This is a genomic window from Frankia sp. CcCS3 (assembly GCF_977927575.1).
On sequence record NZ_CDWRCL010000007.1, the window covers coordinates 19847 to 44533 of the forward strand.

At 71.4% G+C, this 24687-nt stretch carries 24 protein-coding genes and 1 tRNA gene; 18 read left to right on the top strand and 7 right to left on the bottom strand.

All coding sequences use genetic code 11. From position 1 onward, the window contains the following. Nucleotides 1–200: 200 nt before the first annotated feature. Nucleotides 201–272, bottom strand: a tRNA-Gln gene (locus tag AC08OQ_RS01470). A 385-nt stretch (nt 273–657) separates the two neighbouring features. Between AC08OQ_RS01470 and AC08OQ_RS01475 the strand changes: the two genes are divergently transcribed. After that, nucleotides 658–1677 (top strand): acyl-CoA desaturase, encoded by a 1020-nt coding sequence (locus AC08OQ_RS01475; protein ID WP_476599604.1) that lies wholly within the window; start codon nt 658–660, stop codon nt 1675–1677. A 25-nt stretch (nt 1678–1702) separates the two neighbouring features. On the opposite strand, the gene AC08OQ_RS01480 is transcribed toward AC08OQ_RS01475, so the two are convergent. Next, nucleotides 1703–3556, bottom strand: coding sequence for an ABC-F family ATP-binding cassette domain-containing protein (locus AC08OQ_RS01480; protein WP_476599605.1), 1854 nt, complete (start codon nt 3554–3556; stop codon nt 1703–1705). After that, entirely contained in the window at nt 3553–4584 is a 1032-nt protein-coding gene (locus tag AC08OQ_RS01485) for a 4-(cytidine 5'-diphospho)-2-C-methyl-D-erythritol kinase (protein WP_462186368.1), read from the bottom strand. The genes AC08OQ_RS01480 and AC08OQ_RS01485 overlap by 4 nt, the downstream gene beginning before the upstream one ends. A 424-nt stretch (nt 4585–5008) precedes the next feature. On the opposite strand from AC08OQ_RS01485, the gene AC08OQ_RS01490 reads away from it, so the two are divergent. From AC08OQ_RS01490 to AC08OQ_RS01535, 10 genes are all read left to right on the top strand, one after another. Then, the gene (locus AC08OQ_RS01490; protein WP_476599608.1) at nt 5009–5494 is read left to right on the top strand and encodes an Asp23/Gls24 family envelope stress response protein; all 486 of its coding nucleotides are present in this window, start codon (nt 5009–5011) and stop codon (nt 5492–5494) included. Then, on the top strand, nt 5491–5958 hold the full coding sequence (locus AC08OQ_RS01495) for a hypothetical protein (RefSeq protein WP_476593135.1): 468 nt from the start codon (nt 5491–5493) through the stop codon (nt 5956–5958). Before AC08OQ_RS01490 ends, AC08OQ_RS01495 begins: the two co-directional genes overlap by 4 nt. Next, nucleotides 5955–6269, top strand: a complete 315-nt coding sequence (locus tag AC08OQ_RS01500) for a GTP-binding protein (RefSeq protein WP_476599609.1) — start codon at nt 5955–5957, stop codon at nt 6267–6269. The genes AC08OQ_RS01495 and AC08OQ_RS01500 overlap by 4 nt, the downstream gene beginning before the upstream one ends. Nucleotides 6270–6504: 235 nt before the next feature. After that, a complete protein-coding gene (locus AC08OQ_RS01505; protein ID WP_462186371.1) occupies nt 6505–6693 on the top strand; it encodes a DUF2273 domain-containing protein in 189 nt (62 codons plus the stop codon). 65 nt (nt 6694–6758) lie between these two features. Beyond that, nucleotides 6759–7073: an Asp23/Gls24 family envelope stress response protein gene (locus AC08OQ_RS01510; RefSeq protein WP_476593133.1), complete on the top strand. Its 315-nt coding sequence runs from the start codon at nt 6759–6761 to the stop codon at nt 7071–7073. 99 nt (nt 7074–7172) lie between these two features. Then, complete coding sequence (locus AC08OQ_RS01515; protein ID WP_462186373.1) at nt 7173–7742, top strand: DUF6286 domain-containing protein; 570 nt, start codon at nt 7173–7175, stop codon at nt 7740–7742. Then, nucleotides 7739–8407, top strand: a complete 669-nt coding sequence (locus tag AC08OQ_RS01520; protein WP_462186374.1) for an Asp23/Gls24 family envelope stress response protein — start codon at nt 7739–7741, stop codon at nt 8405–8407. The genes AC08OQ_RS01515 and AC08OQ_RS01520 overlap by 4 nt, the downstream gene beginning before the upstream one ends. 177 nt (nt 8408–8584) lie before the next feature. After that, nucleotides 8585–9205 carry a 50S ribosomal protein L25/general stress protein Ctc gene (locus tag AC08OQ_RS01525; protein WP_462186375.1) on the top strand — a complete coding sequence of 207 codons (621 nt, stop codon included), beginning with the start codon at nt 8585–8587 and terminating at the stop codon, nt 9203–9205. A 33-nt stretch (nt 9206–9238) separates the two neighbouring features. Next, a complete protein-coding gene (pth, locus tag AC08OQ_RS01530; RefSeq protein WP_462203374.1) occupies nt 9239–9832 on the top strand; it encodes an aminoacyl-tRNA hydrolase in 594 nt (197 codons plus the stop codon). A 186-nt stretch (nt 9833–10018) separates the two neighbouring features. Continuing rightward, complete coding sequence (locus AC08OQ_RS01535; protein WP_476593129.1) at nt 10019–10672, top strand: PIG-L deacetylase family protein; 654 nt, start codon at nt 10019–10021, stop codon at nt 10670–10672. 86 nt (nt 10673–10758) lie between these two features. On the opposite strand, the gene AC08OQ_RS01540 is transcribed toward AC08OQ_RS01535, so the two are convergent. Further along, complete coding sequence (locus AC08OQ_RS01540; protein WP_476600779.1) at nt 10759–12000, bottom strand: glycosyltransferase; 1242 nt, start codon at nt 11998–12000, stop codon at nt 10759–10761. 295 nt (nt 12001–12295) lie between these two features. Between AC08OQ_RS01540 and AC08OQ_RS01545 the strand changes: the two genes are divergently transcribed. Together AC08OQ_RS01545 and AC08OQ_RS01550 are read left to right on the top strand one after the other, a co-directional pair. After that, nucleotides 12296–13528 carry a glycosyltransferase family 2 protein gene (locus AC08OQ_RS01545; RefSeq protein ID WP_476600777.1) on the top strand — a complete coding sequence of 411 codons (1233 nt, stop codon included), beginning with the start codon at nt 12296–12298 and terminating at the stop codon, nt 13526–13528. A gap of 212 nt (nt 13529–13740) precedes the next feature. Then, complete coding sequence (locus AC08OQ_RS01550) at nt 13741–14652, top strand: glycosyltransferase family 2 protein (protein ID WP_462186381.1); 912 nt, start codon at nt 13741–13743, stop codon at nt 14650–14652. A 114-nt stretch (nt 14653–14766) separates the two neighbouring features. Here AC08OQ_RS01550 and tyrS read toward each other — a convergent pair whose 3' ends face one another. Continuing rightward, nucleotides 14767–16053, bottom strand: a complete 1287-nt coding sequence (tyrS, locus tag AC08OQ_RS01555) for a tyrosine--tRNA ligase (RefSeq protein ID WP_476600775.1) — start codon at nt 16051–16053, stop codon at nt 14767–14769. 47 nt (nt 16054–16100) lie between these two features. Continuing rightward, nucleotides 16101–17234, bottom strand: coding sequence for a S8 family serine peptidase (locus AC08OQ_RS01560; RefSeq protein WP_476600773.1), 1134 nt, complete (start codon nt 17232–17234; stop codon nt 16101–16103). A 599-nt stretch (nt 17235–17833) separates the two neighbouring features. On the opposite strand from AC08OQ_RS01560, the gene AC08OQ_RS01565 reads away from it, so the two are divergent. The 5 genes from AC08OQ_RS01565 to AC08OQ_RS01585 all read left to right on the top strand — a co-directional run bounded on the left by AC08OQ_RS01565 (nt 17834) and on the right by AC08OQ_RS01585 (nt 24305). Then, nucleotides 17834–19957 (top strand): HAD-IIIC family phosphatase, encoded by a 2124-nt coding sequence (locus AC08OQ_RS01565; RefSeq protein WP_476600771.1) that lies wholly within the window; start codon nt 17834–17836, stop codon nt 19955–19957. Beyond that, on the top strand, nt 19957–20547 hold the full coding sequence (locus tag AC08OQ_RS01570) for a serine acetyltransferase (RefSeq protein ID WP_476600769.1): 591 nt from the start codon (nt 19957–19959) through the stop codon (nt 20545–20547). Before AC08OQ_RS01565 ends, AC08OQ_RS01570 begins: the two co-directional genes overlap by 1 nt. 164 nt (nt 20548–20711) lie before the next feature. Continuing rightward, nucleotides 20712–21740 (top strand): NAD-dependent epimerase/dehydratase family protein, encoded by a 1029-nt coding sequence (locus AC08OQ_RS01575; RefSeq protein ID WP_476604267.1) that lies wholly within the window; start codon nt 20712–20714, stop codon nt 21738–21740. Further along, nucleotides 21737–22333 carry a dTDP-4-dehydrorhamnose 3,5-epimerase family protein gene (locus tag AC08OQ_RS01580; RefSeq protein WP_476602273.1) on the top strand — a complete coding sequence of 199 codons (597 nt, stop codon included), beginning with the start codon at nt 21737–21739 and terminating at the stop codon, nt 22331–22333. The genes AC08OQ_RS01575 and AC08OQ_RS01580 overlap by 4 nt, the downstream gene beginning before the upstream one ends. Nucleotides 22334–22985: 652 nt before the next feature. Then, entirely contained in the window at nt 22986–24305 is a 1320-nt protein-coding gene (locus AC08OQ_RS01585) for a methyltransferase domain-containing protein (RefSeq protein ID WP_476602272.1), read from the top strand. Nucleotides 24306–24332: 27 nt separating this feature from the next. On the opposite strand, the gene AC08OQ_RS01590 is transcribed toward AC08OQ_RS01585, so the two are convergent. Next, nucleotides 24333–24687, bottom strand: a 355-nt coding sequence (locus tag AC08OQ_RS01590; protein ID WP_476611876.1) for a hypothetical protein, incomplete at its 5' end; no start/stop codon positions are given.

The window sequence follows — 24687 nt, forward strand, 5'->3', positions numbered from 1 at the left end:
GCGGTGGGGCGACGGCGCCCACACTACCCGTCGACCGGAAGGCGCCGGCAGATGCCACGGCCATCCCGGGAACACGCCGGCCCCGGATTGGGAAATGATGTGTGCCTGTCTGCCGCCGTGGTGATGGTGCGGCGGTGCTTCCGGAATATTCTTTTCGATGGTATTACTGATGGTGCCCGGTAGCTCCGGGCCCGGTAGTGCTCCGCCGCCACGACTCGAACGTGGACTAAGAGAACCAAAATCTCCTGTGCTGCCGATTACACTACGGCGGACCGCGAGAAAACATGCCAACTCTACCATCGTGGGGTGGCTCGGATGGTAAAAGCCGGGCCACCGCCGGCTACCCCGCCCGCCGGCCGGCGCGGGCGGGCGTCCCGGACCGGGTTTGGTTGGCTGCCGTTCATCTCTTCGTCGCCCGACTGCCACTGGCTGTCATCTAATAACATCAAATTTTATTAGATGTCGCTATTCGTCATCGGCTTGTCATCGACCTGCCGGTGACCGTGGTGCGCGGCGGTGCCGATCGATCCGGGTCGGCGACCGATGGTTTGTTTGCGTGGCGGACGTAGAGGCGGGGGGACGTTGTCATGTCGGCGGGCTACCGTGGCGGATGGAGCGCCGGCACAGTGGGCCAGCCGCGACGGACGGAACGAGGCGATGACCGCTACCGACACGGTGACACCGAGCGACAAGCGGGCACCGCGGGACGACCGCGAACCCACCACGGGCCCGGTTCCCCGCCGGGCTGATCCCGCGAACAGCCGCGGCAACGCCTCGCGGCTCCGTTCGATGACGAAGGCCCGCGTCGAGCAGGTCGTGATGGTGGTGACGATCGTGGTGCCGCTGGTCGCCCTGGCGGTCGCGATCCCGGCGATGTGGGGGCGGTGGATCTCCTGGCGGAACGTCGTCCTCGCCGTGGTGTTCTACGGCATCACCGGCCATGGCGTGACGATCGGCTTCCACCGTTACTTCACCCACCGCGGCTTCCGGACGTCCAGGCCGGTGCGGATCGCGCTGGCGGTCGCCGGCAACATGGCGATCGAGGGCCCGGTCATCCGGTGGGTGGCCGACCACCGGCGTCATCACGCCTTCAGCGACACCGAGGGCGATCCGCACTCGCCATGGCGTTACGGTCCGGGGACGTGGTCGCTGATCAAGGGTCTCTGGCACGCCCACGTGGGTTGGCTGTTCGACGTCGAGCAGACCGACCAGCGTCGGTTCGCCCCGGACCTGCTCGACGATCCCGACATCATGAAGGTCAGCCGCTCGTTCGCGCTGTGCGCGTTCGCCAGCCTCGCGCTGCCCGCCATGATCGGCGGCCTGTGGGGGGGTTCGTTCGCCGCGGCGCTGGAGGCGTTCTTCTGGGCCGGGCTGGTCCGTATCGCGCTGCTGCACCACGTCACGTGGTCGGTGAACAGCATCTGCCACGTCCTCGGCTCGCGTCCTTACCGGTCGCGGGACCGGTCGACCAACGTGTGGCCGCTGGCCCTGCTGTCGATGGGCGAGTCCTGGCATAACCTGCATCACGCCGAGCCGACCTCGGCCCGGCACGGGGTGCGGCCCTGGCAAATCGACACCAGCTTCTACCTGATCAAGCTGATGGAGACCGTCCACCTGGTGCGGGACGTCCGCTGGCCGGACCCGGCGCGTCTCGCGGCGAAACGCGCTACCGCCTGACCGGGCGGCGGGTGGCGGCGGCTTGTCAGCCACCCTCGATCTCGGCGGCGAGGGTGAGCCAGGCCTCCTCGGTGCTGTCCTTGTCCGCGACGACGGCGCGCAGCTCGGCGTCCAGCGTCAGCAGACGCCCATGATCCGTCGCGGCCTCGGCCAGCTCGTGATGCAGCTCCTGCTCGCGTCGGCTCAGCAGGTCCAGGGCGCGCTCGAGCCGGGTCAGCTCCTTGCGGGCGGCGCGCAGCTCGCTTCCGGACAGGGCGGGCGGCCCACCTGTCCGCCCAGCTTCGGCGATGGTGGTGCCCTGTCCGCCGGTGGCCTGCCCGCCCGCTCCGCCGCCGGAGGCCGACGAACCCCGGGATGACGGTGCCCGGGCCGCGGCCTCCTCCCGGGCGGCCGCGCGCCGGGCGAGGTACTCCTCGATGCCGCCGGGCAGCATGCGCAGGTGCCCGTCGCCGAGCAGCGCCAGCGTCACGTCGCAGGTGCGTTCGAGGAAATAGCGGTCGTGGCTGACCACGATCAGGCTGCCCGGCCACGAGTCGAGGAGGTCCTCGAGCGCGGTTAGGGTGTCGGTGTCGAGGTCGTTGGTCGGCTCGTCGAGGAGCAGCACGTTCGGTCTGGCCATCAGCAGGCGCAGCAGCTGCAGCCGGCGGCGTTCGCCGCCGGAGAGGTCCCCGACCCGCGTCCACTGCCGCGACGACGGGAGGCCGAACTGCTCGAGTAACTGGCCGGCGGTCCGTTCCCGGCCTTTCTCGACCTCCAGGACCCGCCCGACCTGTTCGACGGCCTCCAGTGCCCGCAGTGGCGCCGGTAGTTCGGCGATCTCCTGGGACAGCAGAGCCGGTCGCACGCTGGCCCCCACCCGGACCCGGCCGGCGTCCGGCGTCACCGCACCCAGCAGCACGCGCAGCAGGGTGGTCTTGCCGGCTCCGTTGATACCGACCAGCCCGATCCGGTCCCCCGGTCCGACCAGCCAGGTGACGTCGTCGAACAACGTCCGGTCCCCGATCCGGACCGTGACATGCTCGGCGTCGTAGACGTCTTTGCCCAGCCGGGATGCCGCGAAGCTGCGCAGCGCCATGGTGTCCCGGGGCGGTGGCTCGTCGGCGATTAGCGCATTGGCCGCGTCGATGCGGAAGCGCGGCTTACTGGTCCGGGCGGGCGGGCCGCGGCGTAGCCAGGCGAGTTCCTTACGCAGCAGGTTCTGGCGCCTGGCCTCGGTGGCGTCGGCCCGCCGGGTGCGTTCGGCCCGTGCGAGCACGTACGCGGAATAGCCGCCCTCGTACGCGTCGACGCGCCCGTCCACGACTTCCCAGACCCGTCCGCACACCTCGTCGAGGAACCAGCGGTCGTGGGCCGCGACGAGCAGTCCACCGCGGAAGCCGGCGAGATGCCGGGCGAGCCAGGCGACCCCCTCGACGTCCAGGTGGTTCGTCGGCTCGTCCAGGATCAGCAGGTCGGTGTCCTGGACGAGGAGCCGGGCCAGCGCCACCCGGCGGTGTTCCCCGCCCGACATCGGCCCGACCGGGTCGTCGAGCCGTTCGAGCAGCCCGAGCCCGGCGAGTATGCCCCGCTGCCGGGGATCCGCCGCCCACTCGTGCTCGGCGACGGTGCCCACGACAATCTCGCGCACGGTGCGCTCGGCGGGGAGCATGTCGGCCTGCGCCAGGGTGGCGACCCGGGTGGAACCGGCGGGCACGACCCGGCCGGCGTCCGGGGCCACCTCGCCGGCGATGATCCGCAGCAGGGTGGACTTCCCGGCCCCGTTGCGCCCGACGACCCCGATCCGTTCCCCGGCGCCGATCCCCAGGCTCACCCGGTCGAGCAGCGTCCGGGTGCCGAACGCGGCGTCGACGTTCTCGAGGCTGACCAGGACGGCGCTCACGGCGCTTCGCCTGCCCCCTCCACCATCCTGGCGCCGCTCGCCGGCCCGGAGGCCCGGCGTACCGCGCGGGCGACCCCCATCCCGGCGAGGCTTGCCGCGAGCGCGATGCTCTCCTGCGCTCCGGCCGCGAGGAAGGCGCAGGTCGGACCGGAGCCGCTCACGATCGCCCCGACGGCTCCCAGCTCCCGGCCCGCCTCCAGGACGCGGCGCAGGGACGGCCGAAGCCGCAGCGCCGCCGGCTGCAGGTCGTTGACCAGGGCGGCCCCGAGCTGACCGGGGTCGCCGGTGCGCAGCGCGGCGAGCACGTCGTCGGCGGGGGTCGGGCCGGTCCGCAGTTTGCCCTCGGTCAGCCGGTCGAACTCCTTGTAGACCGCGGGGGTGGACAGGCCGCCGTCGGCGAGCGCGAACACCCAGTAGTACTCGCCCGTCGCCAGGACGTCGGTGAGCTGCTCGCCGCGCCCGGTGCCGAGTGCGGTGCCGCCGGCCAGGGGGAACGGGACGTCGCTGCCGAGCTGGGCGGCGAGCCGGGTCAGGGTCGCCCGGTCCAGTCCGGTCTGCCACAGCGCGTCGCAGGCGACGAGCGCCGCCGCCGCGTCGGCGCTGCCCCCGGCCATCCCCGCGGCGACGGGGATGCCCTTCGCCAGGGTGAGATGAACACGTTCCGAGGTGATGCCCGCGGCCTCGGCAACCAGGTGAGCGGCCCGGACGGCGATGTTGTCCCGGCCAGTGGGGACGATGGAGACCTCCGGCGTGGGCGTCGCCGGACCCAGCGACGCCGGGTCGGCGCCCTCCCCGGACACCTCGACGGTCACGACTACGTCCCCGCCGGACCGGCCGTCCCCGCCGTCCCCGCCGCCGTCGCCGGTGGTCGATAGCCCCGAGCCGTGGAACTGCGGGGGATCGACCGACGTCGCCGAGACGTCGTCGAACAGCGAGACGGCCTGCAGCACTGTGATGACGTCGTGGTAGCCGTCCGGTCGGAGCGGCCCGACGCCGAGATGCAGGTTGACCTTGGCCGGGGCTCGCACGGTGACGGTAGCGGGGCCGGCTCCGGCGCTTCGGCGCGGACCCGGGTGGGATCGAGGCAGCGGATGCTCCTTCGCTCGGACGCACGCGCCCGCTGGGCGGCGTGGCGTTTCGGTGGCGGCCGGCACCCAAACCTATCCGCCCGCGCCGGGAGCGGATGAGCGTCCGCCCGCGAAGGATCGCGAGGGGCGCAGCGAATCGGCCCCCGGCGACGCGGCGGGGACGATGCGCGCTTCCGTTCAGTAATCGTAGCTGTGCCGACGGGAACGGGTTGTTGTCCGACCGGAGAATTCGGGTATCCCTGATCGTGAACGACCGCACCGGAGAGCGCCCGGACGGATCGTCCCTCGACGTCCCGCTCCTGGTCGGACCTGACCCCTTCCACCGCTTTGGGCGCTCCGACGATGCCGGCCAGGAAGGAGCACCATGACCACCACAACCAGCGCGGCCGGGCCCGAGGCGAAGACCTCGGACGCAGGTGGTGCGCGTCGCACCACCGTGCCGGAGCGCAAGACGTCCACCGAGCTGGTGACCGGCCGGGGCCGGACGTCGATCGCGGACGCCGTCGTCCGCAAGATCGCCGGTGTCGCGGCACGCGAGGTCTCCGGGGTACACAGCCTGGGCTCGGGTGGGGCCCGCGCGATGGGTTCGTTCCGGGCCCGCATCCCCGGCGCGTCGGCCAGCGTCTCCCAGGGAGTCGCGGTGGAGGTCGGGGAACGGCAGGCCGCGATCGACCTCGACGTCGTCTGCGACTACGGGGTCTCCATCGTGGATCTGTCCCACTCGATCCGGCACAACGTCGTCACCTCCGTGGAGGGAATGACGGGCTTGGAGGTCACCGAGGTGAATATCGCGATCGACGACGTCTACATCGGCGAGGAGGAATCGGAAGAGCCGCGGCGGGTCGAATGAGTACGAACCCGACGGCGGCCGGGCCGGTGAGCGGGTTCGCCTGGGATCCGGATGCCGTGGCCCGGACCGTGCTGTCCTGTCCCGGTGTCGTCCGGCTCATCGGCGCGCCGGTCCGGCACGAGGATCGTCACCGCGTTCCGGACGGCGGGGCGGGTGCCGCGGCCGAGGTCGCGACCTACCTTCCGGGCCGCCGGGTGGAGGGGGTACGGGTACGGCCGGACGGGATCCTGGTGCAGATCGTGTGCCGGTACGGGGAACGGCTCGGTGAGCTCGCCGCCCGGGTGCGCGCCGCGGTGCTGGCGGCCGAACCCGGCTGTCCCCGGGTCGACGTCGTCATCCGTGATCTGGCGATTCCGGATCCGGACCTGTCGTGCCCGGAGGGGCCGGACGCGGCGGTGGTCGGTCCGGAGACGCTCCGTTCGGGGGTGCCGGATGCGGGGGTGGCGGAGATGGGGGCGTCGTGACCTCCGATCGGCGGCAGGAGTCATCCCGACGCCAGCTCGACGCCGCCCGACGCAGGGCCGAGATCCGCGCGTTCATCCGCACGCACCACCCGGATCGGGGAGGTGATCCACAGGCGTTCGCCGCCGGCCTGCGGGCCCTGCGATCCGCGCCGGACGGGCCGGCTGGGCCGGACGCGCTGGGTGTTCCGGGCGCCCGCCTCACCACCCATCATCGGCCCACCGCCGCGGGCATCCTGTTCGCCTGGGTTCGCGGTCGCGGGCGCCGGTGTCCCGACTCCGCGCGCCGGTGTCCCGACTCCGCGCGCCGGTGATGGTCGTACCGCTGGGTGCGGTTCGGCCCCGGCCGTGGTCCTCGGGTGCGCTGAGGCGACACCGGGTCCGCGGGACCGCACCCCGGGCCCGGTTCCATGTGACGATCACGCGGGACGCCCCTCGATCTGCCGGTCCAGAGGGGCGGACCGGGTACCGCGGCCGCAGGATGGGCCGGGCTGGATGGGCCGGGCTGGATGGGCTGGGCTGGATGGGCTGGGAAAGGGGAAGAGCCACATGCGATCGAGCGCGCTTGGCCTGATCATCGGTCTGATCGCCGGACTCGCCCTCGCCTTCGGGGGCTTCGGCGAGTTTCTGATCGTGCTGGTCTTCGGTGCGATAGGGCTGGTTATCGGCAAGGTGGTGGATGGTGATCTCGATATCACCCGTTACGTGGGCGGTGACCGGCGTCGGGGGCGGCGGTGAACGAGAGGGAGCGTGTGCGACCGGGCCGTCCCGCGGGTAGGCGGTCAGGGGCCGGTTCCCTGCGGGTGGCGGACCGGGTTGTCGAGAAGATCGCGGCCATGGCGGCGGCGGACGTTGTCGGCGTTACCGGACCGCCACGCAGATTCCCGCGCCGTGGCGGCGCGCGGCGTCGTGGGCGTGCCGGGCGGCCACGGGTCTCGGCGAAGATGGAGGGAGCCACCGCCCGGCTGACGATGTCGTTCTCCGTGCGTTACCCGATCCCGGTCACGGAGACGGCCGAGCTGGTCCGTTGTGAGGTGCGGGACCGGGTCGCGGCGCTCACGGGTGTGCGCGTGGCACACCTGGACATCGAGATCCCGTCGCTGTCCTCCGATGGGTAGCGGCCATCTTCTGTCCCGCCGGTTCGCGTTCAGAGCACGGGTAACAAGAGCACGGGTAACAGGCAAGGCTGGGCTCGGTGAGGGGAGGGTGCCGTGCGGGTGGGGCGTAGGATCGTTGCCGGACTGCTCGCCGCGCTGACCGCGGCCGCCGGGGTCATCACCGTCATCGAGATCGTGGCTGCGGCCGGCGGTGGCAGGGGCTACGCCGTGGTCGACTGGCCGGCGTGGGCGGACGGCCTGGCGGGCACGGCCTGGTCCTCCGGGGCGGTCCGACTGGCCGCGGGGATCTGCGTTCTGGTCGGCCTGCTGCTGATCTGGCTCGGAGCGCGGCGCGGAACGCCGTCCCGACTCACCGTGCGGCGCAGCTGCGCGCAGACCATTGTCTTCGTCGAGCGGCGAGGGCTTGCGCGGGCGCTGAGCTCCGCCGCCCTGACCGTCGACGGGGTGCGGGCCGCCCGGGTTCGGGTCCGTGACCGGACCGCCGACGTCCGCCTGCGTCTTCGGCCGCGTGCCGCCGGTGGCGCGCGGGAGCGCGCGGGTGCCGTCCTGGCCTCCTTGCTTGCCTCCTTCGAACTGGCTGAGCCGCTCGAGCTGCGCATCCAGGCGACCCCACCGGCCGCGGACCGGACCGTCAACGGGGCGGGACGGACCGGTGGCGGTGCGGCATGACCGAGACACGGGCAGCGGGAGGGCAGACCGCCGAGGGCCGCTCGGCGGGTGGCGGGGTACCCACGGAGCCCGGCGGTGGGCCGGCCGGGCTGTCCGAGCCACCGCCCGACCGCCTCAACCGGGTCGCCCTGGTCGGAGTCGGGTTGCTCTGCCTCGCGGCCGGTGTTCTCGCGTTGCTGGTGGGGGCCGGTGCGTTCGGAGACGGCGTCGCCGACGAGGCGGTGCTCGATGCCGACACCCGTTCCTACCCGACCTCCCACACCTGGTTCTGGCTCGCCGTGGGGATCGGTTCCGGGCTGGTCGTCCTGCTCGCCCTCGGGTGGCTTCGGGCGCAGACGGCGCTGGCGGCGCGGCGCCGTGGACTCTACGTGACGGATGATGCGCTCGGCGGTGTCCATCTGTCCGCCGCGGCACTGACCGACGCCGTCGAGGACGACGTGTTCGGGATCGCGGGCGTCGAGGCGGTGCGGGCGGTGCTGCGTGGCCGGCGGGAACCCGTGCTGGAGATCGCGGTCACCGTTGTCCCGGGGCCGGGGGTCGCCGGTGTGCTCGACGACATCCGTGGCCCGGTGCTCCATCGAGCCCGGACCGCGGTCGGTCGTCCGCGGCTACCCGCCAAGGTGGAGGTCCGCCCCGCTGCCACCATCCGGCCGCAGGTGCGCTGAGGTGCGGCCCGGCGTGACCGGGCAGGGTGACCAAGGCCGCGACGCACCAAGGGTCTTGACAGAACGGGGTCGTTTCCCCCTTGCCGTGGCGCGTCCGGTACTGTGAAGGACCGCGCCGCGGTGGTTCCACCGCCCTCCGGCGCCGGATCCCCAGTTTAGGAAAGGATGAGCGCCGCCATGTCCGAGGTCCGCATCGCCGCGGAGCCGCGCACCGAGTTCGGTAAGGGCGGGGCTCGTCGCACCCGTCGGGCCGGCAAGGTCCCGGCCGTTCTCTATGGTCACGGTAAGCCGCCGCGTCACATTGCGCTGCCTGCACACGACCTACTCCACGCCTTCAAGACCGACGCCGGCACGAACGTCCTGTTGACGCTCGAGCTGGCCGAGGGGACCGAACTCGCGCTCGCGAAGGACGTCCAGCGCCACCCGATCAAGGGCAGCTTCGAGCACATCGACCTCGTGCTCGTAGCCCGGGGCGAGAAGGTCGTGGCCGATATCCCCGTGCAGGTGATCGGGGAACCACACCCGGACACCCTGGTCGACCAGCAGGTCACCACGATTGCGGTGAAGGCCGACGCCACCCGGCTGCCCGGCCCGATCGAGGTCGACATCACCGGGCTCGAGCCGGGTACGAGCATTTTCGCCCGCCAGCTGGTGCTGCCGGCCGGCTCCGAGCTCGACGCCGACACCGACCTGGTCGTCGTGCAGTGCCTGGCCAAGCGGACGAACGCTCAGCAGGAGGCCTCGCTCGGCGAGACTCCGGTGGCGGAGGAGGCCGGCGTCGCGAGCGCGTCCGTCTAAGCGGATCCGCTCCATCGCCGATGTTGTCTGCCGATGGTAACCATCCCGGCCGACGATGGGCCCTGGCTCGTCGTCGGCCTCGGCAATCCCGGACCGACCTATGCCGGCAATCGGCACAACGCCGGCTTCATGGTCGTGGACCTGCTCGCCGAGCGGACCGGGTCGCGGCTGAAGTCGCACCGTTCCCGGGCCGATGTCGCCGAGACCCGCCTGGCCGGGGCGCGGGCGGTCCTCGCCCGCCCGCTCTCCTTCATGAATCTCTCCGGCCATCCTGTCGCGGCGGCCCGGAGCTTCTACAAGGCCGAGGTCTCCCGGCTCATCGTGGTGCACGATGAGCTTGACATCCCCTTCGGGGCTGTGCGGCTCAAACGCGGCGGTGGGGACAACGGCCACAACGGTCTGCGGTCCATCTCCTCGGCGCTCGGGACACGGGACTACCTGCGGGTCCGGGTCGGCATCGGCCGTCCGCCCGGCCGGATGGATCCGGCCGACTTCGTGCTGCGGGACTTCACCCCGACCGAACGCCGTGAGCTGCCCCTCCTGCTCGAACACGCGGCCGACTCGGTCGAGATGCTCATCGCCGACGGTCTGGAGCCCGCGCAGAACCGCTATCACGCGTTGCTCTGAACCGCTCGACGGACACCGCGTGTTTCTGCCGGTCCGGTGGGCACTCCGGGTGCTTGGGTACTTCAAGTGTTGGTGTGGATGCGAAAGGTCAACGGCATGGCCGGTTGCCGGGAAACCGGGGGGCGGAGGCTTCGTGCACTGGCATGAGGGGGAGAGAAAGGGCGGGCGAGCGCGGAGGAGTGCCGGATGCTGGCGTTGACGGCGGGCCCGCCGGCCGATGGTCGGGCGTACAGCGTCGTGGCCCTCGGGGCACACGCGGACGACGTGGAGATCGGCGCCGCTGCCACGATCATGCAGTTGCTGGCCGCCCATCCGGAGGCCGCCGTGCACTGGGTGGTCTTCTCGAGCGAGGGCGAGCGCGGCTCGGAGGCGGAGGAGAGCGCGCGTGAACTGCTCGGCTCCTCGCTCGGTTCGCTGCACCTGCACGAGGTCCGGGACGGTTTCCTCCCTCGGGAGTGGAGCGGGGTCAAGGAGGTCCTGCTGCAGATCGCCCGCCAGGTCACCCCGGACATCGTGTTCGCCCCGGCGCTCGCGGATGCCCACCAGGATCACCGGGTGCTCGGCGAGCTGGCGTGGCAGGCCTTTCGCGGGGCGCTCATCCTCGGCTACGAGATCCCGAAATGGGAGGCCGACCGGCTGTCCCCCAGCCTGTACGTCCCGATCCCCGAGGAGACGGTCGGGGCAAAACTCGACCATCTCAAACGTCATTTCCGCAGCCAGCAGGACCGTGCCTGGTTCGACGACGAGACCTTCCGCGCAACCCTGCGGCTGCGCGGCGTCGAGTGCGGGACGCGCTACGCGGAGGCGTTCGACGCCCGCAAGGTGATGCTCACCTTCTGATATGTCTCCCGCCCACCGGTCTCCCGCCTACCACCCTCCTCCGTCGGCCCGGTGAGGCCCGGCGGGAGTGGCCCGGCGGGAAGGACTCAGGCTGGCGTCAGATGTTCCTGGATGCGACCGATGAGTGCCGCGTGGTCGAGTTCCTGTAGCACGTAGGCCCGGCCGGCTGTTCCGATCTCGGCCGCCTTCCAGGGCTGTTCCAGCAGGCCGCAGGCGGCGTCGGCGAAGGCCCCCGCGTCCTCGGCGACGAGGAGGTGGGTACCGGGCGTCCAGCCGAGGCCGCGGCTGCCGGTGGGTGTACTCACGACTGGCGTTCCCGTCGCCATTGCCTCGATCGCCTTGATGTTCACGCCGGATCCCGAACGCATCGGGTTCACCGACAGGGTGGCCGTGGCGAGGTAACCGGCAACGCTCGGCACGTCAGTGTGCAGCTCCACGCCCTCGAAGCCATCGAGCCATGCCGCCAGGCCCTCCTCCGGACACCGCCCCACCACCTGGAAGGTCGCGTCGGGATGGCGGACCCGGATCGTCGGCCAGCAGCCGCCGAGGAACCAGCGCAGGGCTTCGATGTTGGTCGGGGTGTCCAGCGAGCCAACAAAGATCAGCTTCTTGCCGGCGCCGTCCCGAGGTGCCGGCTTCCGGCCCGGCGGGGCCGACCCGGTCGGCTCGGTGCCGGTCGGCTCGGTGCCCGTCGATGCGGTGAGGGCACCGACAGGCAGGAACGGCGGCAGGTGGAACGTCGGGATGCTCGCCCGCGTACGCCGCCAGTTGTGGTCTTCCAGCGAGATGTCCGCGATGCAGGTGATGAGCGGAGAGTGGTGCATCGAAAGCTCCGCCAGTCGCAGTTTGTGATACTCCAGCTCGTAGGCGACGGTGCGCGGCCCCGAGCTGTTGCGGGCCAGCACCCGGAAGAACTCCGAGTCGACGTTGTGCGCGCGCACCAGATGTGGCAGCTTCCAGATCCGGGCGACCTCCTCGCCGAGATGCGACGTCCGGCAGCTGTAACTGATCACGGCGTCGGCTCGTGGCGGCGTCGACTCCAGCGCGCGGCGCAACGGGCCGACCGGCCGGGAGGCGTGCATGAATGGCCGGGCCGTCAGGTGTGCCCGTGGGCTGTCGTCACGAGGCAGCCGGATGACGGCCGAACCCGGCACGGCCTCCTCGTACGCGGCGATATCCAGGTTCTCCCGGGAAGGCACCAGGACCTGCATCCGAACGCCGGCCGCGGAGGCTGCGGTGAGGAAGCTGAAGGTCTCCACCCGTCCGCCCGCGTCCGCTGGGAGAAACGGTTCCTCGACAACGACGATCCAGCGCGTGGAGTCGCTCACCGGACAACTGTAACGACCGTGGGGTTGGGTAACGACTGCGGGCTCGGTACTCGTGCGGGGTGTCGCGGACAGTTGCAGGTAGATGACAAGAGTGTCGTGAGGTGAAGGTGGGGTCGAGGTGCGCGCATGTCCGCCGGGGGGTCCATCCGATTCCGCGGGACGACTTTGGCGCGGTGCGGGTGCCACGGCTGCGCGGCGTCATGGCGTCATGGCGTGTCATGGAGTCAATGGCGCCGTACCGCAAAGGACGGAGCCGTTGGTTGTGGCTGACCGGCGGAACGCTACGGTAACCGCTATGACAGGTGTCCGGACCATCGGTCGAGGTGCCGCCGTCGCGGCGCTGGGAGCCACAACCGTTTACGGTCACGTTTTGTATCCGATCTATATCGGATTGCGCAGCCGTGGCCTGGAGTCGACGGCACCGCCGGACCCTGAGATCTGGCCGGGATTGAGCGTGGTCGTCTCCGCCTATCGCGAGTCGGCGGTGATCGGGGCGAAACTGGATGAACTCACCGGCACGGACTATCCCGGGCCGATGGAGATCATCGTCGTGGCCGACGATCCGGAGACGGCCGAGGCCTCGCGCCGGCCCGGCGTGCGGGTGCTGTCGTCCGGGGAACGCCTCGGCAAGGCGCGGGCGGTCAACCGGGGAGTCGCCGCCGCCACCCACGAGCTCGTGGTGCTCACCGATGCGAACGCCGTGCTCGCGCCCGGTGCCCTGCGGGCAGCCGCCCGCCATTTCACCGACGAGACGGTCGGCGCGGTGGCAGGGGAGAAGCAGGTCGACGATCCCGACGGCGCCCAGGGCTTCTACTGGAAGTTCGAGTCCTGGCTGAAGCGCCGCGAGTCGGCGACCGGCGCGACCATCGGCGTGGTCGGCGAGATGCTGGCCTTCCGCCGCCAGGCGTTTCGGCCCCTGCCCGCGGACGTGGCCGTCGACGATGCCTGGCTGGCTCTCGACATCCTCGAAGGGGGGCTGCGGGTCGTCTACGAACCCGAGGCGTACTCGATCGAGTCGTCGAGCCCGGACTACTCGGCGGAGTGGGAGCGGCGGACCCGCATCGTTGCTGGCAACCTCGACATGCTCTGGCGGCGCCGGGCGGCGCTGGTGCCCGGCGCGCTGCCGGTCACCCCGCAACTGTGGGGCCACCGGCTGGTCCGCTCGTCGTTCGGCCCGTTGGCGCAGGTCGTCCTGGTGGGGCTCGCCCTCCCGGCCGCCCGCCGGAGCTGGATCGCCCGGCTGTTCCTGGCGGGCAACGCCGTCGGCGCTGTGAGCACCGCGGCGCTGCTGACCGGGCGCACGCCGCCCGGTCCGACCCGCCTGGTCGCGCAGGTCTTCTTCCTCCAGGCCGTCGCGCTCGGCGGGGTGCGGCGCTTCGTGGCCCGGGACCGGCCCGCCGTCTGGCCCAAGCCGGAGCGGCCGGCCGTGGCCTCCGCGACGTCACCGGCGCCCACGGGGCCGGTCCCGCCACCGGGGCAGACGACGCCGCCCGGCCCGCCGACCGAGCTGGCCCCGGCCGGCAACTGACCCAGTCCGGCAACTGACGCCGCTGACGCCGGCCGGAACCGGCTTTGGCTGGAGAACCCACCTTGGCCCGTCACCGGCTACGCCTATCGAAATACCATCCCGCTCTGGGGCGGGAATACCGTGTGGTACAGGACCGCAGGACCGCAACACCGCACGAGGCGTGGACATCCACCTGAGTGCGCGTCAGCACACGCAGTGAGGAGCGTGCCGCCATGTCCGTCGAGAAGCCCAACTGGTCCAGGTGGCAGTACGAGCTGGTACTGGTCAGTTTTCACAGCCGTGGCCAGCTCGAGCAGCTCTTCGCGACCCTTCCGTTGGACATGCCGGTTGTGATCATCGATAACGCCGAGGGCGTCGACCGCGTTGACGAGCTGATCGCGGGCCGGCCCAACAGCCGTTACCTTGACTCCGGCGGCGGCAAGGGATTCGCGAAGGCCGCCAACATGGGCATCCGTTCGTCGCGCTACGAGTACGTGGTGCTCGGCAACCCGGACAGCCGGCCCACCGTGGAGGTCATCGACACGCTGGTCGACGACCTCATCGCCGATCCCGAACTGGTGACCAGCGCGGCCACCATGAAGGGGCACGACGACAAGCCCGAGCTCGGTAACGGCGGCTGGGAGCCGACGCCCCGCCGGGTGCTGCTGCACGTGCTGGGAGCGCACAAGGTGGCGCCGAGCTCGGCGCTGTTCGCCCGGCCGACACCGGGCCGCCCGATGAACCCCGAGTGGCTGACCGGCGCCTGCATGGCGGTCCGCCGGTCCACCTTCCTCGAACTAGGTGCCTTCGATGAGACGTTCTACGTCTACAACGAGGACATGGCGCTCGGCCGGGCGATCCGTGAGGCGGGGCTGCGGCAGAAGCTGCGCACCGATCTGCTGGTACCCCACGGGGCGGGAGGTTCCGGGGCCGGTAAGACGTGGATGCTGCAGATGCGCGGTGCGTCCATGGTGCGTTATCTACGTAAGCACAATGCGCCGGCCCGGGTGAACGTGATGCGCTCGATGCTCGTCGCCGGCTACGCCGGGCGTACGGTGCTCTCTCGAGCCCGGGGCAGGAAGGCAGTGGCTGACGAGCACGCCGCATATATCAAGGGCCTGCTGGTCGGGCCGCCGGCCAAGTAGCCGCGCCCGTTCCCTCGTTCGTTCCCTGCCTGTTCAGCGGGCTGGCTGTCCGATTCGTCCCTCTGGACAGGCAGGGAAGTGAACTCGGTGGTCCCGGGCTCGGTGGTCCCGGGCTCAGGTGAAGCGGGCTACCCGCCATTCCCGGCGACCGCGGCGGACCAGGATGACCGAGCCGTGCAGCAGATCCTTGGTCCCGACGGTGGCTTCCACGCCGACCCGTTCCCCGTTCACCAGGACCGCATGGTTGCCCAGGTGCTCGCGCGCATCCCGCTTGCTGTTGGCGAGGCCGGCGGCGATCAGCAGATCGACGACCGGCCAGCCGTCCTCCTCGAGCCGGGCGGCCGGCTCCTCGACCGTGGGCACGTCGGCGAAGATGTCGGAGAGCAGATCCGCGCCGATCGCCTTCACGTCCCCGCTGAACAACGCTGTCGACGCCGCCTCGGCCGCGTCGACCGCGGCTTGGCCGTGCACCAGTGCGGTGATCTCCCGCGCCAGGTGACGCTGCAACGCTCGCCTGCCCGGAGCCTCGGCGTGCTCGGCGAACAGCCGCTCCAGCGGCTCACGGTCGATGAGCGAGAAGAACAGGGCGAACCGGCGTGCCTCGTCGTCAGACAGATTGATCACGAACTGGTACAGGGTGTAGGGCGAGGTGCGGTCGGCCGAGAGCCAGACCGCTCCCTTCTCCGACTTGCCGAACTTCGTGCCGTCCGAACGCAGCAGCAGCGGGCAGGTCAGCCCGTGTACCTGGGTGCGCAGCACCCGTCGCACGTAGTCGATCCCGGCGACGATGTTGCCCCACTGGTCGGAGGCGCCCATCTGGAGGGTGACCCCGTGGCCCTCGCACAGGCGGCGGAAGTCGTACGCCTGGAGCAGGGAGTAGCTGAACTCGGTGTAGGTCAGGCCGACATCGGGATCGTCCAGCCGCCGGCGCACCGAGTCACGGCGGACCATCTCGGTGACGGGGAAGTGCTTGCCGACGTCCCGCAAAAATTCGATCATCCCGAGTCCGCCGAGCCAGTCGGCGTTGTCGACGAACTGCGGGAGCTGGCCGGAGTCCAAGGCCCGGGCGAAGACGGATTCCATGATCTCCTGTTGTCCGAGCATGTTTGTCCGTACCTCCTGGGCGGTGAGCAGGCTGCGTTCCACCGACTTGCCCGACGGGTCGCCGATCAGACCCGTGCCACCGCCGAACAGGGTGACCGCGCCGATCCCCGCCCGTGCGGCCCGGATCAGCAGGGTCATCGGCAGCAGGTTGCCGATCGTCAGCGAGGGGGCCGTCGGGTCGAAGCCGATGTAGCAGCGCCGCCGTCCGCTGTCGAGGTGCTCCCGCAGTTCGGCGGGATCGGTGCTGTCGTGGAGGAGTCCACGCCAGGACAGCTCGTCCAGGAGCGCGTGTGTCATGGGCCCATGGTAAAAGTGGCGCGCCGGTCCACCGTGTCACGGCGAGATCACCCGGTAGGGGAGTGCGGGCGGACGCGGCTGCCCGTGCGGCCGGGCCCCGCCCGCGCCGCGCGCTGCCAGGCGTACAGCAGATGTGTCACGATCCCGAGCAGGACGCCCAGCGAGGCCGCGATGCCGAGCCCGGCGGCCCAGGCCAGTGGCGAGAGTTCCGACGAGCCCGGGCCGGCTGCGCCGATCTGACCGGTGCTCGTGAGCGTGGCGTCGTCCCCGTGGGTCGTCGCGTCGTCGGCGGATCCCCGGGCCTGCCCGCCGGGCATGATGCGGCCGGCGGCCGGCGCGGGCCCGCCCACCCCCCAGCGCGTCGGTTCCGACAGCAGCGGATTGGTCCTGACCACCGGCACGGCCCGGGTCAGCGCCGCGACGGGGTCGACGATGCCGAAGCCGAACTCATCGTCGCGGCCAGGAGGGCCCGCATCCCGCGCGGTGTAGACGAGCCGCTCGATGACGTTGGGTGCGTCCAGGTCCGGCTGGGCGGCCCGGATGAGGGCGACAACGCCCGCGACGATCGCCGCGGAGTTCGAGGTACCGCCCCCGGTGTCCAGGCCGTCCGGGGAGACCCTGGTCGGGACGGGGGCCCGGATACCGGGGGCCGGCGCGGCGATGACGGCCCGCGGCCCGCGGGCCGATTCCCGCCAGAAACCATCAGCGGCCGTCGATCCGGTCACCGCGACCACTCCCGGGATGCTGGCGGGGGAGTTGATCGCGGTGTCGCCGGACTCGACGTTCCCCGCCGAGGCGACCACCACCACGTCGTGCGCGAGGGCGTAGCCGACCGCCTTCTCCTCGTCCGGGGTCGCCGCCCCCGTCGAGCCCAGGGAAAGGTTGATGACGTCGGCGCCCAGGTCGACCGCCCGGCGGATGCCGATCGCGACCTTCTCCGAGTTCGCCTCGGCGCCGGTCGAGACGGGCAGGATCTTGGCGGCCGGGGCGATGCCGCGGACCTCGGGCCGGCCGTTGTCGTTGCGACCGGCGATGATGCCCGCCATGGCGGTGCCGTGCCCGTTCGGATCATTGTCGCGCCAACCGTCCCGCGCCGCCCCGGGACCGATACCGGTACCGGGAAGCAGCTGACCCCACAACTTGGGCTGGCTGGCGTCGACCCCGCCGTCGATGACGGCCACCACCGTGCCCGCGCCCTGGCTGATCCGGTGTGCCTGGGCGAGTCCCAGGACAGCGTGGTACCACTGCGAGCCTCGGGCGGGCGCGATCGGAGCCGGGTCGGGCCCGGCCGCGTGCCGGCGGGACGACGGCGCCGGCCGGAGCGGTCGTCATCACGAGGCCGACCAGCAGGCCGAGCATGGCGCGGTGGTGCATGAGGGGGTCCTGCCTCCGGGGCTACCGCTCGGCGGGCGTGGCTGATCGTGTCCGGTTACGCGCCCTGTTTGAGGAAGTTTTCCACATTGCATGGTCTAGGCAGACCACTGTTACCAAGCAGGTAGCTCGTCCGGATGGCCCGGCGTGGTTTTCCCGGCTTCAGCGCCTTCGACGGCGCAGGAGACGGCCGATGCCCGGTGGGGCGTGCCGCTGCCGGGTGACCGCCTCCCCGGTCCCGGTCCCGATCGACGCGCAACCTCCACGGACCGCGGCACGCTCCTCGCGTCCCCGGCTGCCGCCTTGGCCTGATGGCCGCTCCGTCGCGTATCAACACTTACGTGACGGTAGAGTGACGAGAAAGTGCGTATGGGCGCCGCGAAGAGTCGCACCGGGAGGGGCCGCAGCAATGACCGACAGAAGGGACGTCGGCACAGGCGTCGGCGAGGGCGTCGCGTCACCGCCGGGACACCCGCGGATCGCCGAGCTGACCGCGCGCGCCGCCACGAGCGAGATCCCGGCCGCGGCGCTGTGCCGTGATCTCGCCGTCGCGCACGAGCGGGTCGGCGACGACGCCGGAGCCGTGCGGTGGGCCCTGGCGCTCACTGACGCCGGCAGCGATCTCGGTGCCTGGTCGGCCGTTGCCGGCGTGCTGCGCCGCGTCCTGCCGCGGGTCGCGCCGCTGCCGAGGTCCGCGCGGGTGGCCGTGCTCGGCAGTTACACGACATCGCAGTTCGCCGCGCTGTTGCCGCTGGCCGCGGCGCGGGCCGGGGTCGCCGTCGAGGTCTACGAATGCGGCTACGGGCAGTACCGCCAGGAGATCCTGGACCCCGCGAGTGAGCTCTACCGGTTCCGGCCCGACGTCGTCGTGCTCGCGGTGCACGCTGGGGAGACCGCCCTGCCGGCGGTCGCCGACGACCCAGCCGCCGCGGTGGCCACCGAGGTCGAGCGTTGGACGTCGCTGTGGGACATGATCATAAATCGGTGCGGGGCCCGGATCGTCCAGCACACCTTCGCCATCCCCGGCGAGGTCGCGCTCGGCCATCTGGCGCTGCGGGTTCCCGGCTCCCGGCCGACGATGCTCGCGCGGGTCAACGCCGAACTCGGCCGGGTGTCCGGCCAGCGGGGCGACGGGGTCGCCTTCGTCGACTGCGAGCGGCTCGCCGCCGACGTGGGCAAGCGTGCCTGGTTTGACGCGCGGTACTGGCACCGGTCCAAGCAGGCGGTGTCGCTCGCGCAGGTGCCGCTGTTGGCCCGGCACACCGCCGCGGTGATCGGGGCCCAGCTGGGAACGAGCCGGAAGTGCCTGGTCCTCGACCTCGACAACACCCTGTGGGGCGGCGTGCTCGGGGAGGACGGCCTGGCCGGCATCGCGCTCGGCGACGGCGCCGTCGGGGAGGCGTTCGCCGCGTTCCAGACGTACGTCGCCGAGTTGAAGGCCCGCGGGGTCGTGCTCGCCGTCTGTTCCAAGAACAACGACGCCGACGCCCGGGAGGCGTTCGAGCGTCATCCGGGGATGCGGCTCGGCCTTGATGACATCGCGGTGTTCAGTGCCTGCTGGGACGACAAGCCGACGCAGATCCGCCGGATCGCCGCCGCGCTCGGCCTCGGCCTCGACGCGCTGGTCTTCGTCGACGACAACCCGGCCGAACGCGAGGTCGTCCGCCAGCTCGTTCCCGAGGTGGACGTCGTGGCGCTGCCCGCCGATCCGCACGGCTACGTCCGGGCGCTGGCGGACTACCCCTTCTTCGAGGCCACCGCCCTCACGGCCGAGGACGCCGCGCGCACCGCCGCGTACCGGGCCCGGGCCGAGACGGCCGCCGCCGCGGCGGCGGCGACCTCGCTGGAGGACTTCCACCGCGGGCTGGACATGACCGCCACCGTAGTCTCGCTCGACGACATGACCCTGCCGCGGGTCGCCCAGTTGGTCGGCAAGACCAACCAGTTCAACCTGACCGGTCGCCGCCGGGGCGCCGCTGAGATCGAGCGGCTGGCCGCCGACCCCGGCACGGCGGTGTTCTGTGTCCGGCTCGCCGACCGGTTCGCCGACCACGGTCTGGTCGCCGTGGTCATCGCGGTGGAGTCGGCGGGCGCGCTGGACATCGACACCTGGCTGATGAGCTGCCGGGTGATCGGCCGGACCCTCGAGGACGAGGTTGCCGCGCTTGTTCTCGCCGAGGCCCGCCGCCGCGGCCTCGCCCGCGTGACCGGGCACTACCGGCCGTCGGCGAAGAACGTTCTGGTGGCCGGCCTCTACGAACGGCTCGGTTTCGAGCGGGTCGGGCGGGTCGACCCGGCGCCGGCGACGCTGCCGGCCGGGAGATCAGCCGGGGTGGTGCCCGCACCTCCGGACGGGATCACCTCGGCTGCGGAGACGACGTACTGGAGCCGTGATGCGCGGTCACCGTACCTGCCGCCTGGGCTCATCCGGGTCGTCGTGGCCGAGCCGTCCGGCGCCGTGGCCGGGCTGTCCCCCCAGGTGCTCCCCCAGCCGTGGCTGCGGGACCGCAAGACGGAAGAGGTGCCCCGCTGATGGTGCAGGAGCGACTGCGGCAGATCTTCGATGGCACGGCCGGCGATCAGGACACCCGGGATGCCTCCGACCTCGGGCTGTGGGAGATTCTGCAGGAGGACTGGCGCCGGCACTACAAATCGTTCGCCCACCCGGGCCTGCACGTGCTCGCCGTCTATCGCATCGGGCAGTGGCGGCGCACCCGGAGCCGGCCCGTCCGCGGGATCGTGACCGTCTTCTACAAGGTGGTCAACAAACTGATCATCCGTAACCTGTACGGGGCCGAGCTCGACGAGCAGGCGCGGCTCGGCCGCCGGGTCCACATCGGCCATCACCAGGCGATCCTCATCCCGCCGCATTGCGTGATCGGGGACGACTGCACCCTGCGGCACAACCTGACCATCGGCTACGCGAGCGGTACGGTGGACCCGCGGGACGTGCCGAAGGTCGGCAAGCGGGTCGAACTCGCCCCCGGGATCCATCTCATCGGGGCGATCAGCATCGGCGACGACGCCAAGATCGGCCCGGGCTCGATCGTGATGACGGACGTGCCGGCGGGCTCGACCGTCTTCGCCGCTCCCGCGCGGGTGATGCGCCCGCCGGTGCGTTGAGACCGTCCGGGTGACGCGTCCGCCGGCACGCTGAGACCGCCGACGCGCCACTGCGGGATGTCGGCGACCGGCTCGTGGGATCGACTCGGTACGGTTTGAGGCCGGAACGCCGGTGTCCGATTGGACCCGACCTGTGCCGTTGCCGAGATGGGGAGGACTCGCGGATGAAGGTGCTCGTGACGGGCACGGAGGGGTACCTGGGGTGCCTGCTCGCGCCCGAGCTGCTGCGCGATGGCCACGAGGTCATCGGGGTGGACACCGGCTACTACAAGTACGGCTGGCTGTACCGCGGCGTCGACCGGACCCCGTTGACCCTTGACAAGGACCTCCGCCATCTCACGGTCGAGGACTTCGCGGGGGTCGACGCCGTCGTGCACATGGCGGAGCTGTCCAACGACCCGCTCGGCGCGCTCGCCCCGGACGTGACGTACAAGGTGAACCACGTCGGCTCGGTCCGGCTGGCGAAGCTGGCCAAGCAGGCCGGCGTCGAACGGTTCGTCTACATGTCCTCCTGCAGCGTCTACGGCGTCGCGACCGGTGCGGACGTCACCGAGGCCTCGCCGGTGAACCCGCAGACCCCCTACGCCGAGTGCAAGGTCTACGTGGAGCGTGACGTCGCCCCGCTGGCGGACGACACCTTCTCGCCGACCTTCCTGCGCAACGCCACCGCCTACGGTGCCTCCCCGCGGCAGCGATTCGACATCGTGCTCAACAACCTGGCCGGGGTGGCCTGGACCACCGGCGAGATCGCGATGACCTCGGACGGCACCCCGTGGCGCCCGCTGGTCCACGGGCTCGACATCGCGAAGGCGATCCGCCTGGTGCTGACCGCACCGCGCGGCATCGTGCACAACCAGATCTTCAACGTCGGCGACAGCGAGCAGAACTACCAGGTGAAGGAGATCGCGGACGCGGTTGCCACGGTGTTCACCGGCTGCACGCTGAGTTTCGGTGACAACGGCAGCGACAACCGCAGCTACCGGGTGTCGTTCGACAAGATCGCCTCCACCCTGCCCGGCTTCTCCTGCGACTGGAACGCGCTCAGGGGCGCCCAGCAGCTGCACGACGTCTTCACCCGCATCCAGCTCGACAACGAGACGTTCACCGGCCGCGGGCACACCCGGCTCAAGCAGCTTCAGTACCTGATCCGTACCGGCCAGCTCGACGCCGACCTGTTCTGGGCCCACCCATGATCATTACGTCGACGCCGATCGCCGGGGTGATGATCGTCGATGTCGAGCCGTTCTCCGATGCCCGCGGCATGTTCGCGCGCACGTTCTGTGCCGGCGAGCTCGCCGCCGCGGGGCTCACGGTCGACGTCGCCCAGTGCAGCGTGGCCTACAACGCCTCCGCGGGCACCGTCCGCGGGATGCACTGGGCGGGGGAGCCGGTGCGGGAGACCAAGCTGGTGCGCTGCACCCGCGGCGCCCTGCTCGACGTCGTCGTCGATCCCCGCCCGGACTCGCCGACCTATCTGCGGCACGTGGCGGTGGAGCTCTCGGCCGACAACCATCGGGCGCTGTTCATCGACGCGGGCCTGGCGCACGGGTACCAGACGCTCGTCGACTCCACCGAGGCGACTTATCAGATGAACGTCCCGTTCACGCCGGGACACGACCGTGGGCTGCGCTTCGACGACCCGCGGCTGGGCATCGTCTGGCCGCTGCCCGTCTCGGTGATCTCCGACAAGGACCGTGCCTGGCCGCTGCTGGCCGGCGATGGTCCGGCCGGGGGCCAGGCCGGACCGTCCGGCGACGCCGTGCCACCCGGGTCTTCCGGCATTTAGCGTGATGTAGCTCACACATTTGGCGGGGTCGGCGCGACAGCCTGAATCCGTCGCCCCCGGTTCGGCCAACCGTCGGGCGAGGGCCCCGCTCCACCAGTGAAAATCAACGCTGGCAGGGAAAAGTGGGCGGGGCGTGGGGTGTTGCCCGCGAACGGGGGCGGGCGCGGGGAGGCATCCCGTGGTCGGAGGGTGGTGCCACGGCTTCCTCTCGGCGACTGTGGGTCATGTGGGGGGGGGTGTCCACCGGCTAGCATGACCCGGCGTGCGCAGCACCCGTGACCGCCGATCTTCGCCGGAAAATCATCGGGCTGCCGTCGGCGGTGCCGGCGGTGGCATCTCGCCGACGGAAACGAGCGCTCGTCCGGCGGTCGCCGCTGCGGCGGTGGGTGGCGGGTGTCCGGCCGATGACCGGTGCCCGCACGCCCGGGGTTCGCGCTCTCCTCCGTGCCTTCGCCGGCGATCGCCCGGCGGCGTGGCGGCCCGTCCCGGCTTCACGAAGATCATGTCGTTCGCGGGACCGTCGCGTCCTTCTGGTCGGATGGGCGGTCATCATGTCGTTCGGCCTCTCGTTCGGCCTCGCGGCCGGCTGGCACAGCCATTCCCGTCCACCAGATCGTGAAGATCGATGTCGACACCTCACCTAGGGGAACGCATGTCATCCGCAACCCCGGCCCAGCGCGGTAGTGGCACCGCCGAGGCCGACGCGACCCAGAAGCAGGATGTTCCCGGCGGCCTCGCCACGGCGGTAACCGCCTGCCGGTCCTGCGGCGGACCGGCCCCGCGCCTGTTCCTCTCCCTGGGGTCCACCCCCATCGCCAACCGCCTGGTGCGCGCCGACGCCCTCGACGCGACCGATCCGTCGTTCCCGCTTGAGGTCGGCTTCTGCGAGGCCTGCGCACTCGTGCAGCTCACCCACGAGCTGCCGGCGTCCGAGATCTTCGACGAGGACTATCCCTACTTCTCCTCGTTCTCCGACATGCTCGTCCGCCACGCGGAGAAGCACGTGATCGACCTGATCGCGAGCCGCAACCTCGGGCCGGACAGCCTGGTGGTCGAGGTCGCCAGCAACGACGGCTACCTGCTGAAGGCGTTCGTCGAGCGGGGCATCCCGGTCCTCGGGATCGAGCCGACCCCCGGCCCGGCCGCGGCCGCCCGGGAGGCGGGCGTGCCGACCCGCGAGGAGTTCTTCGGCGCGGAGCTCGCCCGCCAGCTCGTCGCGGAGGGCCGCAAGGCCGATGTGATCATCGCGAACAACGTGATGGCCCACGTCCCGGACCTCAACAGCTTCGTCGAGGGCTTCTCGATCCTGCTCGCCGACGGCGGCCTCGTCGACGTCGAGAACCCCGGGGTCGGCGCGTTGCTGGCCCACACCGAGTTCGACACGGTCTACCACGAGCACTTCTGCTACTTCTCCACGATCGCGGTCGACGTCCTGATGCGCCGGCACGGCCTCGCGCTCGTCGGCGTCCAGGAGTTCCCCGAGCTGCACGGCGGCACCCTGCGGTGGAGCATGCAGCACACCGCCGCCGCGGAGCCGGCCGAGTCGGTGGCGGCGGTGCTCGACGCCGAGCGGGCCGCCGGGCTCGACACGTTCGACCGGTACGCCAGCTTCGGCGACGACGTCCGCGCCGTGCAGGACGAGCTGGTGGCGTTGCTGCGCTCGCTGCGCGCCGACGGTAGGACCATCGCCGCCTACGGCGCGGCGGCCAAGGGAGCGACCCTGCTGAACTCCAGCGGCATCGGCACCGACCTGCTCGATTTCGTCGTCGATCGCAACATCCACAAGCAGGGCCGGTACCTGCCCGGCGCCCGGTTGCCGATCCTCGATCCCGCCGTCCTGCTGGAGCGGCAGCCTGACTACCTGCTGCTGCTCGCGTGGAACGTGAAGAAGGAGATCATCGCCCAGCAGGCCGAGTACGCCGCGCGCGGCGGCTCCTTCATCGTGCCCGTTCCCCGGCCCGTAGTGCTGTAGGCAACCCATCGTGGTCTCAGGCCGTCGTTATTTCCGTCCGCGGTTGTGCGGACCCTGCTCGCTGGGCTGGCCGAGCCGGTTGGGCTGGTCGGGAGAGCGGGTATGACGGACAGCGACGGGGACCTGAGAGCCCCGGGTGGGGAGGACGACTCCCCATCCGAGGGTTCCCCTGACGAGACCCGGTACGTGCCACGATCGCAGCGCCCCGCGCGGGCGACCGGGCAGCGTCCCGGCGAGCGGACCGAACGTCCCGGCGAAGGGTTCGAACGCCGTGGCGACCGCCGACCCGGCGAGGGTTTCGAGGTGGTCACGGGGCCGGTCCGCCCGCAGCCCGCTCCGGCGCCGCGGCCCGGGCCCGGGCCCGGGCCGTCCGGGCCCGCGC

Bases quoted from the DNA above. Each gene is read 5' to 3' on its own strand.
- AC08OQ_RS01475 (WP_476599604.1), top strand. From the start codon at position 658: ATGACCGCTACCGACACGGTGACACCGAGCGACAAGCGGGCACCGCGG.
- AC08OQ_RS01490 (WP_476599608.1), top strand. From the start codon at position 5,009: ATGACCACCACAACCAGCGCGGCCGGGCCCGAGGCGAAGACCTCGGAC.
- AC08OQ_RS01495 (WP_476593135.1), top strand. From the start codon at position 5,491: ATGAGTACGAACCCGACGGCGGCCGGGCCGGTGAGCGGGTTCGCCTGG.
- AC08OQ_RS01505 (WP_462186371.1), top strand. From the start codon at position 6,505: ATGCGATCGAGCGCGCTTGGCCTGATCATCGGTCTGATCGCCGGACTC.
- AC08OQ_RS01520 (WP_462186374.1), top strand. From the start codon at position 7,739: ATGACCGAGACACGGGCAGCGGGAGGGCAGACCGCCGAGGGCCGCTCG.
- AC08OQ_RS01525 (WP_462186375.1), top strand. From the start codon at position 8,585: ATGTCCGAGGTCCGCATCGCCGCGGAGCCGCGCACCGAGTTCGGTAAG.
- pth (WP_462203374.1), top strand. From the start codon at position 9,239: ATGGTAACCATCCCGGCCGACGATGGGCCCTGGCTCGTCGTCGGCCTC.
- AC08OQ_RS01535 (WP_476593129.1), top strand. From the start codon at position 10,019: ATGCTGGCGTTGACGGCGGGCCCGCCGGCCGATGGTCGGGCGTACAGC.
- AC08OQ_RS01545 (WP_476600777.1), top strand. From the start codon at position 12,296: ATGACAGGTGTCCGGACCATCGGTCGAGGTGCCGCCGTCGCGGCGCTG.
- AC08OQ_RS01550 (WP_462186381.1), top strand. From the start codon at position 13,741: ATGTCCGTCGAGAAGCCCAACTGGTCCAGGTGGCAGTACGAGCTGGTA.
- tyrS (WP_476600775.1), bottom strand. From the start codon at position 16,053: ATGACACACGCGCTCCTGGACGAGCTGTCCTGGCGTGGACTCCTCCAC.
- AC08OQ_RS01565 (WP_476600771.1), top strand. From the start codon at position 17,834: ATGACCGACAGAAGGGACGTCGGCACAGGCGTCGGCGAGGGCGTCGCG.
- AC08OQ_RS01570 (WP_476600769.1), top strand. From the start codon at position 19,957: ATGGTGCAGGAGCGACTGCGGCAGATCTTCGATGGCACGGCCGGCGAT.
- AC08OQ_RS01575 (WP_476604267.1), top strand. From the start codon at position 20,712: ATGAAGGTGCTCGTGACGGGCACGGAGGGGTACCTGGGGTGCCTGCTC.
- AC08OQ_RS01580 (WP_476602273.1), top strand. From the start codon at position 21,737: ATGATCATTACGTCGACGCCGATCGCCGGGGTGATGATCGTCGATGTC.
- AC08OQ_RS01585 (WP_476602272.1), top strand. From the start codon at position 22,986: ATGTCATCCGCAACCCCGGCCCAGCGCGGTAGTGGCACCGCCGAGGCC.